The organism is Synechococcus sp. B60.1 (assembly GCF_047462555.1).
Taxonomy (GTDB): Bacteria; Cyanobacteriota; Cyanobacteriia; order Thermostichales; family Thermostichaceae; genus Thermostichus.
Genome location: NZ_JANSJN010000019.1, coordinates 20,058 through 30,195 on the forward strand (window position 1 = coordinate 20,058; position 10,138 = coordinate 30,195).

Below are 10,138 nucleotides of genomic sequence, written 5' to 3' on the forward strand. Positions count from 1 at the left end.
CTGCGGATCCCGACCGCCTTCACCACCGGGGTTGCCCAGAGAACCACACAGGCAGCAGCCAAAAAGGCAACCAAGTAGGGCATGGCAAGCCGCGGAGAGGACTGCGGTTATCCCAACTGGGGGTAGAGCGGAAAACGGCGGCAAAGCTCGGCCACTCGCCGGCGACAGTCTTCGAGCACAGCCAGATCCCCCGGTTGAAACAGGCAATCGGCAATAATTTCCCCAATTTCCTCAAATTCTGCTGCGCCCAGGCCGCGGGTGGTCAAGGCCGGGGATCCTAGGCGCAGGCCGCTGGCCACAAAGGGCGGCTGCGGGTCAAAGGGGATGGTGTTTTTGTTGGCGGTAATGTGGATCTCCTCCATCAGGCGATCCGCCCGCTTGCCCGTCATCACCGGATCGGCAGCCCCGTTTTTCTCCAGCACTGCCGAGACCGAGCGCAGATCCAGTAACATCAGGTGGTTGTCGGTGCCCCCCGAAACCAGCCGGATGCCCCGTCGTTGCAGCGTTGCCGCCAGGGCCTGGGCATTGGCAATGACCTGGGCTGAGTACTGGGCAAAGCTGGGCTGCAGGGCTTCTCCAAAGGCCACCGCCTTGCCGGCAATGACATGCTCCAAAGGCCCCCCTTGGCTGCCGGGGAACACCGCCTTGTCCAGCTTTTTGCCCAATTCCGGGTCGCGGGTGAGAATCAGCCCGCCGCGCGGCCCTCGCAGCGTCTTGTGGGTGGTGGTGGTTACCACATCGCAGAGGGGCACGGGGTTGGGGTGGTGCCCAGTGGCCACCAGGCCGGCGATGTGGGCAATGTCTGCCATCAGATAGGCCCCCACCTCGTCGGCAATGGCACGGAAGGCAGCAAAATCAATTGTCCGCGGGTAGGCGGAGTAGCCGCAGATAATCAGCTTAGGCCGGTGCTGCAGGGCCAGATCCCGCACCTGGTCAAAATCAATCCGCTCCGTCTGCGGATCCACGCCATAGTGCACCACGCGGAACCACTTGCCGGAGACATTGACTGGCGAGCCGTGGGTGAGGTGGCCGCCGTGGGCCAGATCCATGCCCATGATCGTGTCTCCTGGCTGCAGCAGAGCCAAGAAAACCGCGAAATTGGCCTGGGCACCGGAGTGGGGCTGGACATTGGCGTGGGCCGCCCCAAACAGTTGCTTGGCGCGGTCGATGGCCAGTTGTTCGATCTCGTCGATAAATTCGCAGCCGCCGTAGTAGCGCTTGCCGGGCAGCCCCTCTGCATACTTGTTGGTAAGCACCGAGCCCTGGGCCGCCAGGACAGCCGGCGAGGTGAAGTTCTCGCTGGCAATCATCTCCAGGTGATCCCGCTGGCGGTTGAGTTCTTGCTGGATGAGGCGGTAGACGATGGGATCCGTTTCGGCCAAAATGGCCAGGTTGTCCCGGGGAGTGGTTAGGCTGTGGGGGGCGGCTACCATGGTGACGCCAAGAGCAAACGTTGCAAAGAAAAAAAGGCCAGAATTACCCTGCGGTCGCAACAGCGTTGCGAAGCAACATCGTAACACAGGCCAGGGGATCCCGCAGCGGCTAAGCGCAGAACCAAAGGCCGCTTTGTAAAGAATGTTTTTGGGCCCCAGGTCTGGTCACCAGCCGGGGTAAAGTGAGGGGCAGGTTTACAGCACTGGGTTTTAGGAGTTGGCTATGAGCGACGCGCAAGTTTTCACCATCCTGGCCATTGCCCTGGTGCCGGCAGTGATGGCCGTGCTGCTGGGATCCGCCCTGGCCCGCAGCTAGTTTCCATCTGGAAGAATAAGGTTGCTCTGGATCCGGGGGCCTGTCCTATAGAGCAGGCCCTTTTGAGTTGAGGCCCAGGGGCTGCGCCTGGGACGCTTTGCCATTGGCTAAAGTTGGATAAAGGATACTACCGGCAGCCAACCCAGAAGCAACTTGAGCCAGGTGGATCTACAGCGGGTTCAGCGCGCCCTTTCTCTGGAAGCAGAGGTGGGGTTTACCGACCTGCGGGGGCGAGAGCAGACCTTCTCCCAATTTTTGCAGAGCGTGTTTGGCCAGGATCCCCCCGCTGGCTGGATCCTGGATGGGGAAGAGCGACGGCGGTGGAAAGAACTGGGATCCCGCTATCGCCTCTACCCCCAGCTAGAGCTGCCGGAGCGGCAGCACCTGGTGGCGGAAACCCGCCGCTGGCTGGAGCGGCTGCGTCGCCAGCAAGAACAAGCCCACTCTGCTCCACCCAGCCCTGCTTTGCCCCTGCCCAAGGGCCTTAGTTTGGAGCAGCCGCTGCAATTTCTCAAGGGCATTGGCCCCAAGTCGGCGGAGAAACTGGCGCAACTGGGCCTGCACACTGTGCGCGATGCCCTCTACTACTTCCCACGGGATCACCTGGACTATTCCCGACGCGTGCTCATCCGCCAGGCCAAGGTGGGGGAGACGGTTACCCTGGTGGGGACGGTGAAAAGCTGCAGTTGCTTTACCAGCCCCAAAAACCCCTTGCTGACCATCTTCAACCTCAAGCTTGCCGACAAAAGCGGCGTAGTCACCCTCAGCCGCTTCTACAGCGGGCGGCAATTTGCCCAGCGCAGTTGGCAGGCGGCCCTGGAGCGGCAATACCCCAAGGGGGCAGTGGTGGCGGCCAGCGGTCTGGTGAAAAAGGGCCGCTTGGGCTTGACACTGGAGAACCCGCAACTGGAGGTGCTGGGGGGAGAGGGCGAGGATCTGGAGAGGTTGGGCAAGATCCTACCCGTTTACCCCCTCTCAGAAGGGATCCCCGCCGATTTGGTGCGCAAAGCCGTCCAGCTTGCCCTGCCGGCAGCTGCCTTGGTGGAGGATCCCTTGCCGGAGCCCCTGAAGCGGCAGTTGCAGCTGTTGGACTTGCCCCTTGCCCTGCAGCAGATCCACTTTCCCAAGACGCAAGAGCTGCTGGCCCAGGCCCGGCGGCGGCTGGTGTTCGACGAGTTTTTCTACCTGCAACTTAGCCTCTTGCAGCGGCGGCAGCGCTACCGCGCCCAGGCCCAGGCTGTCCCCCGCTACCAGCCAGCTAGAGGAGAGCTCTTGGATCGCTTCTACCAAATCCTGCCCTTCCAGCTGACCGCTGCCCAGCAGCGGGCCATTGACGAGATCCTGGCGGATCTGCGGGATCCCTTGCCCATGAACCGCCTGCTGCAGGGGGATGTGGGATCCGGCAAAACTGTGGTGGCGGTGGCGGCTTTGCTGGCGGCCATCCAGTCGGGCTGGCAGACGGCCCTCATGGCTCCCACGGAGGTCTTGGCCGAGCAGCACTACCGCAAGCTGGTGGAGTGGCTCAGCCAACTGCAAGTGCCTGTGGAACTCTTGACCGGCTCCACACCCCCCGCCAAGCGGCGCGAGATCCTGCGGCAGTTGCAGACCGGGGAGCTGCCCCTAGTGGTTGGCACCCATGCCCTCATCCAGCCGGCGGTGCAGTTTCGCAACCTGGGCTTGGTGGTTATCGACGAGCAGCACCGCTTTGGCGTCGAACAGCGGGCTGCCCTGCAGCAGAAAGGGGATCACCCCGATGTCCTGACCATGACGGCCACCCCCATCCCCCGCACCCTTACCCTGGCCCTGCACGGGGATCTGGATGTTACCCAAATTGACGAGTTGCCCCCGGGGCGCAAGCCGGTGCACACGGTGGTGGCTCGACCGGGGGATCGCCTGCAGGTGGTGCGGCTGATGGAGCGGGAGATTGCCCAGGGGCGGCAGGCCTACGTGGTGCTGCCTTTGATTGAAGAGTCTGAGAAGCTGGATCTCAAGTCCGCCATTGAGGAACACCAGCGCCTGCAGGAGAAGGTCTTCCCCCAGTTCCGGGTGGGCCTGCTGCACGGGCGCCTAACTAGCAGCGAGAAGGACGCCGTCATAGAAGCTTTCCGCCGGCGGGAGCTGGATATCCTCGTCTCCACCACAGTGGTGGAAGTGGGGGTGGATGTGCCCAACGCCTCGGTGATGCTGGTGGAGCATGCCGAGCGCTTTGGCCTCTCCCAGCTCCACCAACTGCGGGGGCGGGTGGGGCGGGGATCCGACCAGGCCTACTGCATTTTAATGACGGGATCCCAAAGCGAAGAGGCCCTGCGCCGGCTAAAAGTCCTGGAGCAGTCCCACGATGGCTTTTTCATTGCCGAGATGGATCTGCGCTTCCGCGGCCCTGGGGAGGTGATGGGCACCCGCCAGTCGGGACTGCCCGATTTTGCTCTGGCCAGCCTCATGGATGACCAAGAGGTGCTGCAGTTGGCCCGCCAGGCAGCAGAGCAGCTCATTGCCCAAGACCCGGAGCTGCAGCAGTGGCCCCGCCTGCGTCGCATACTGGAAGAACGCCAGGCCCGTCTTTTGGGGCCGGCTTTGTTGACCTAACCTTGGTGCCTATGCCCCCTACTCCTGAAGAGCTGACGCTCCACGGCCTCTCCCCCCAGGAATATCACCAGATCCAGCAGCAACTGGGCCGGGATCCCAACCCCACCGAGCTGGGCATGTTTGGGGTGATGTGGTCGGAGCACTGCTGCTACAAGAACTCTCGCCCTCTGTTGAAAAACTTTCCCACTACGGGCGAGCGGGTGGTGGTGGGGCCGGGGGAAAATGCCGGCGTCATAGATTTGGGGGATGGGGACTGGCTGGCCTTTAAGATTGAATCCCACAACCATCCTTCAGCGGTTGAGCCCTTCCAGGGAGCGGCCACCGGCGTGGGAGGCATCCTGCGCGATATCTTTACCCTGGGCGCCCGTCCCATTGCCCTGCTCAACTCCCTGCGCTTTGGGCCGCTGACGGATCCCCGCAACCGCCGCCTCATGGCCAGGGTGGTGGAGGGGATCGCCCACTACGGCAACTGCGTGGGGGTGCCCACGGTGGGGGGGGAAGTGGCCGTGGATCCCTGCTACAGTGGCAACCCCCTGGTCAACGTCATGGCTCTGGGGCTGCTGGAGACGCCGGCGGTGGTGAAATCGGCAGCTCGGGGGGTGGGGAATCCGGTCTTGTACGTGGGCGCCCCTACGGGGCGGGACGGGATCCGCGGGGCCAGCTTTGCCAGCGCCGAGCTCAAGGAGGACTCCCAGCAGGATCGGCCGGCGGTGCAGGTGGGGGATCCCTTTCTGGGCAAATGTCTCATCGAGGCCTGCCTGGAGGCCTTTGCCACAGGAGCTGTGGTGGCCGCCCAGGACATGGGGGCGGCCGGGATCACCTGCTCCACGGCGGAGATGGCCGCCAAAGGAGGCGTAGGGATCCGCTTTGATCTCGACCGGGTGCCGGCGCGGGAAAGCGGCATGGCCGCCTGGGAGTACCTGCTTTCGGAGTCCCAGGAGCGGATGCTGCTGGTGGTGCAAAAAGGTCGCGAAGCGGAGGTGATGGAGATCTTCCACCGCTGGGGCCTGCAGGCCAGCGTGGCCGGAGAAGTCATTGCCGAGCCGCTGGTGGAGATCTGGCACCGCGGAACCTGCGTGGTGCAAGTGCCGGCGCGGGCCTTGGCCGAAGAGACCCCCGTCTACGTCCGCCCGCTGCTGCCAGAGCCACCGGAGTACGTCCAGGCAGCGTGGCAGTGGGATCCCGCCACCCTACCCCCTTGCAGTCGCGAAGGGATCCACCTCGATCAGGCAACCCTGACGTGGCAAGAGGTGCTGCTGCGGCTTTTGGCCCGCCCCACCCTGGCCAGCAAAGCCTGGATCTATCGCCAATATGACCACCAGGTGCAAAACAACACTGTCCTTTGGCCGGGGCAGGGAGATGCAGCGGTTATCCGCATCCGCTCGCAAAAGTTTGGCGTGGGCGAGGTGCCACCCCTGCAGGCTGCCCGCAAGGCCATTGCTGCCACCCTCGATGGCAATGGCCGCTGGGTATATTTGGATCCCTACGAGGGGGCCAAAGCCGCGGTGGCCGAAGCCGCCCGCAACCTCTCCTGCGTGGGGGCGGAGCCCTTGGCTGTAACCGACAACCTCAACTTCGGCAACCCGGAAAACCCCGTGGTGTACTGGCAGTTGGCCCTGGCCTGTCGGGGGATTGGGGAGGCCTGCCGTGCCCTAGGGACACCGGTAACAGGGGGGAACGTTTCCCTCTACAACGAGAAGGGATCCCAGGCCATCTACCCTACCCCCGTTATCGGCATGGTCGGTCTCCTTCCAGACTTGAAGTTGGTCTGTGGCCAGGGGTGGCAGCAGGAAGGGGATCTCATCTACCTCTTGGGAGCCCAGGCTGTTACCAGTCTGGGCGGCAGCGAGTATTTGGCGGCAATCTACAACACGGTCACGGGTCGGCCTGCCCCCGTGGATCTGGAACTGGAAAAGCGCGTGCAAGCCGCCTGCCGCCACGGCATCCGGCAGGGGTGGGTGCGCTCCGCCCACGACTGTAGCGAGGGAGGACTGGCCGTGGCTCTGGCGGAAGCCTGCCTCAGCGGGGGCCGCGGTGCCAGTGTCTCTCTGGCTCCCGGATCCCTGCGCTGGGATCAGGCCCTGTTTGGCGAGGGATCCAGCCGCATCCTCGTTTCTGTCAATCCAGCCCAGCGCTCTCCTTGGGAAGCCTACTTAGAGTCACAGCTCCCCGGCCAGTGGCAACTGCTGGGACAAGTGGGATCCCCTGCCGATCCTTTGCTCTTGACAACTGCAGAAGGGGATCCCCTGTTGTCGGTCTCTTTGGCCGCCCTGCAGGCCGCCTACCACAACACCTAGCTCCCCTCTCCCCAAGGGAGAGGGGCTGGGGGTGAGGGGGACTACCTCAAGCTGATCTTGCTTCAGACAAATTGGCCTGGATCACCTCCCGATAGTGGGACTTGGGCTTAACGCCCACCACCTGCGCCACCAGCTCCTTGTTTTTAAAAAACTGCACCGTCGGCGTGCAGGTGACCCCGCCGGCTTCAGCAATCTCCGGATCCTTCTCGATGTCGATCTCCACCACGTGCAGCTTGTCGGCAAACTCTTCGATGACTTTGTTCAAGATCGGCCTGAGGGCATGACAAGGGGCACAGGTGGGAGCGGTGTACTTGACCATCAGCAGGCGATCGCTTTCGTGGTAAAGCCGCCGCAGGGCATAGCTCCCTTCATGGCAGGTCTTACTGAAGTCCAGATCCTCGTGGCCGTTCTCCGCCACCGCAGCTTCCCCCGGCAACTCCGCCTCGGGAGGAGCCGTGGCAGGGCTGGGCTCAGGATGGCTCTGAGGGACGACGTGATACTCTTGGGCTAAGCCGTGTTCTGAGAGCCAGCGCTCTGCCAACATGGCCGCCATACAGCCGGTGCCGGCAGCGGTGATGGCCTGGCGAAACTCGTGATCCTGCACATCCCCGGCGGCAAACACCCCCTCCACGCTGGTGGCTACCGATCCGGGGCGGGTGACAATATAGCCCACTTCATCCAGTTCCAGTTGTCCTTTGAACAGGTCGGTGTTGGGTTTATGGCCGATGGCGTAGAACAAGCCACCCACCGCCATCTCCCGGATCTCCCCTGTCTGGTTGTTGCGCACCTTCACCCCGGTCAGGCGCTGGCCGTCGCCCAGGACTTCCACCGCCTCGGTGTGCCAGTGCACCGTAATCTTGGGGTGGTTGAGCACCCGGTCTTGCATGGCCTTGCTGGCCCGCATCTTGCCACTGCGCACCAGCATGTGGACATGGGATCCAAACTTGGTCAAATAGGTAGCTTCCTCACAGGCGGTATCGCCACCGCCAATGACCACCAGCTCCACTCCCCTGAATATGGGCATGGCCCCATCGCAGACGGCGCAGGCGGACATGCCGCGGTTCCAGTAGATCTCCTCTCCGGGCAGGTGTAGGCGCTTGGCCGTGGCCCCGGTGGCGATGATTAGGCTGTGGGTGCGCACTTCTCGCTCATCAGAGCGGACGACAAAAGGCCGCTGGCTGAGATCCACAAAGGTGACATCCTCGGGGTAGAGCTCTGCCCCCCACCGCTGCGCTTGAGCGCGCATGTTTTTCATCAGTTGGGGGCCGCTGATGCCCTCGGGAAAGCCCGGAAAGTTTTCCACCTCGGTGGTGGTCATCAGTTGCCCACCCGGGATCCCGCCCACCTGAAACCCCTCAAACACAACTGGCTTCAGGTTGGCCCGCCCAGCGTAAATGGCCGCCGTGAACCCGGCAGGGCCAGAACCAATAATCACCACATTCTCAACCCGACTTTGCTCTGTCATTCGATGTCGCTCCTTGCTGTTGCTGAAAACTAAACCAAACTCATAACGACTACGTTTTAGTCTAACACGAGCCGGTATTCTGAGCGAGGCTGGAGCTCGCTAGTCCCATTTTCGCTTTCCTCTAGCTAGGGAGACAGGGTTTGGCTTCTCCGACTTGTCTTTGTCCAGAGGACAACAGGGCAGAAACGCTTGGCTGAGGGGCGCAATGGCCAAGCCGTTGAGCAGAAGGCCAAAGCCAGGGCAATTTCGTATCAGAAGCTACAAAATGCTGATATCGGCCTTTCTAGGATGGGTGAGCGCTTTTGGCCCACTCAAGTCGAAGCGCGGGGATCCGCTGCCGGGATCCCGTCTACCTTAGGATTACCCCAGTCTCAATTGCAACCCAATCAGGAGAGAGTAATGGCATCCACGCCCCAAGAAGTGCTTCAGATGATCCAGGACAACAATGTCCAGATGGTGGATCTCAAGTTTGTGGATATCTTCGGCACTTGGCAGCACGTTTCCTTCCACCCTTCGATGCTTACGGAACAAGTTTTCAGCGAAGGGCTACCCTTTGATGGTTCAAGCATTCGGGGCTGGAAATCCATCAATGAGTCGGACATGTACATGGTGCCGGATCCCAAGACGGCCTGGATCGACCCGTTCTTGCAAGTGCCCACCCTCAGCCTTATCTGTAACATTATTGAGCCGCGCACCGGCCAGCCCTACAGCCGTTGTCCGCGGAGCCTGGCAGCACGGGCTGTGGCCTATCTGCAATCGACAGGGATTGCCGATACGGCTTACTTCGGGCCCGAAGCAGAGTTCTTTATTTTTGAAGATGTACGGTTTGACCAGACCCAAAACGCCGGCTACTACTTTGTCGATTCCATCGAGGGCCGCTGGAACTCAGGCCGGGAGGAAAAAGGCGGCAACCTGGGCTACAAGCCCCGCTACAAAGAGGGCTATTTCCCTGTGCCGCCCACCGATGCCCACCAGGATCTTCGTACCGAGATGCTGTTGACAATGGCCAAGCTAGGGGTGCCTATCGAGAAGCACCACCACGAGGTGGCCACCGGCGGGCAAGGGGAGCTGGGCTACCGCTTTGCCGATCTAATCACGGCTGCCGACTACATGATGATTTACAAGTACGTGATCCGGAACGTGGCCCGCAAGCACGGCAAGACGGTGACGTTCATGCCCAAGCCCCTCTTCAATGACAACGGCAGCGGCATGCACACGCACCAGTCCCTCTGGAGAGACGGCCAGCCCTTGTTTTACCAAGAAGGCAACTACGCCGATCTCAGCGAAACGGCTCTCTACTACATTGGCGGCCTGCTCAAGCATGCCCCAGCCATCCTAGCCTTTACCAACCCCACCACCAACTCCTACAAGCGCCTGGTGCCTGGGTTTGAGGCGCCGGTCAACTTGGCCTACTCGCAGGGCAACCGCTCCGCAGCCATTCGCATTCCAGTTACAGGCAAAAATCCCAAGGCCAAGCGGCTGGAGTTCCGCTGCCCCGATGCCACCTGCAACCCCTATATCGCCTTCTCGGCCATGTTGATGGCCGGCCTGGACGGGATCAAGAACAAGATCCACCCCGGCGAGCCCCTCGACAAGGACATCTACGATCTGGAGCCGGACGAGCTGGCCAAGATCCCCTCCACGCCCGGATCCCTGCTGGATGCTTTGGAAAACCTGCAGAAGGATCACGACTTCCTACTGGAGGGAGGTGTCTTTACTGAGGATCTCATCGAAACCTACATCGAGTACAAGATTGACAACGAGATCAACCCCATCAACCTGCGGCCTCACCCCTACGAGTTTGCACTCTATTTTGACGCCTGATCGAGGTTTTCATCCAAAACATTCGTTCTCGAATGAGGTTTTGGAACGGGATCCCTTCTTTTTCTGAGGGGATCCTTTTTTTGTGCCCGCCTAGATACTCTAAGTAGGATCGCCAAAGTCTAGAGGTTGGAGGGAGGGTTTGCAATGGAATTGCTTATTTTTGTTCTGTTCTCGTTTTTTCTTATCGGCCTTCTGGCGCTTGTTGTCTATCTAGCTA

6 protein-coding genes are annotated in these 10,138 nt (G+C 61.5%); 4 read left to right on the forward strand and 2 right to left on the reverse strand.

All coding sequences use genetic code 11. The features are described 5' to 3' along the window. Positions 1-107 precede the first annotated feature (107 nt). Positions 108-1,433: a serine hydroxymethyltransferase gene (glyA, locus tag NW863_RS03730; RefSeq protein WP_414364508.1), complete on the reverse strand. Its 1,326-nt coding sequence runs from the start codon at positions 1,431-1,433 to the stop codon at positions 108-110. A gap of 223 nt (positions 1,434-1,656) precedes the next feature. Between glyA and psaM the strand changes: the two genes are divergently transcribed. The 3 genes from psaM (at position 1,657) to purL (ending at position 6,632) form a co-directional block, all read left to right on the forward strand. Beyond that, positions 1,657-1,749 (forward strand): photosystem I reaction center subunit XII, encoded by a 93-nt coding sequence (gene psaM, locus NW863_RS03735; RefSeq protein ID WP_414364510.1) that lies wholly within the window; start codon positions 1,657-1,659, stop codon positions 1,747-1,749. A gap of 162 nt (positions 1,750-1,911) precedes the next feature. Next, the gene (gene recG, locus NW863_RS03740; protein ID WP_414364523.1) at positions 1,912-4,335 is read left to right on the forward strand and encodes an ATP-dependent DNA helicase RecG; all 2,424 of its coding nucleotides are present in this window, start codon (positions 1,912-1,914) and stop codon (positions 4,333-4,335) included. Positions 4,336-4,346: 11 nt separating this feature from the next. Next, positions 4,347-6,632, forward strand: a complete 2,286-nt coding sequence (purL, locus tag NW863_RS03745; RefSeq protein WP_414364512.1) for a phosphoribosylformylglycinamidine synthase subunit PurL — start codon at positions 4,347-4,349, stop codon at positions 6,630-6,632. 46 nt (positions 6,633-6,678) lie between these two features. On the opposite strand, the gene trxB is transcribed toward purL, so the two are convergent. Beyond that, positions 6,679-8,097, reverse strand: a complete 1,419-nt coding sequence (trxB, locus tag NW863_RS03750) for a thioredoxin-disulfide reductase (RefSeq protein WP_414364514.1) — start codon at positions 8,095-8,097, stop codon at positions 6,679-6,681. Between the two features lie 399 nt (positions 8,098-8,496). On the opposite strand from trxB, the gene glnA reads away from it, so the two are divergent. Further along, positions 8,497-9,921, forward strand: a complete 1,425-nt coding sequence (glnA, locus tag NW863_RS03755) for a type I glutamate--ammonia ligase (protein WP_414364516.1) — start codon at positions 8,497-8,499, stop codon at positions 9,919-9,921. Positions 9,922-10,138 lie beyond the last annotated feature (217 nt).

Excerpts from the sequence above, each read along its gene's own strand:
- glyA (WP_414364508.1), bottom strand. The coding sequence starts at position 1,433 with ATGGTAGCCGCCCCCCACAGCCTAACCACTCCCCGGGACAACCTGGCC.
- psaM (WP_414364510.1), top strand. The coding sequence starts at position 1,657 with ATGAGCGACGCGCAAGTTTTCACCATCCTGGCCATTGCCCTGGTGCCG.
- purL (WP_414364512.1), top strand. The coding sequence starts at position 4,347 with ATGCCCCCTACTCCTGAAGAGCTGACGCTCCACGGCCTCTCCCCCCAG.
- trxB (WP_414364514.1), bottom strand. The coding sequence starts at position 8,097 with ATGACAGAGCAAAGTCGGGTTGAGAATGTGGTGATTATTGGTTCTGGC.
- glnA (WP_414364516.1), top strand. The coding sequence starts at position 8,497 with ATGGCATCCACGCCCCAAGAAGTGCTTCAGATGATCCAGGACAACAAT.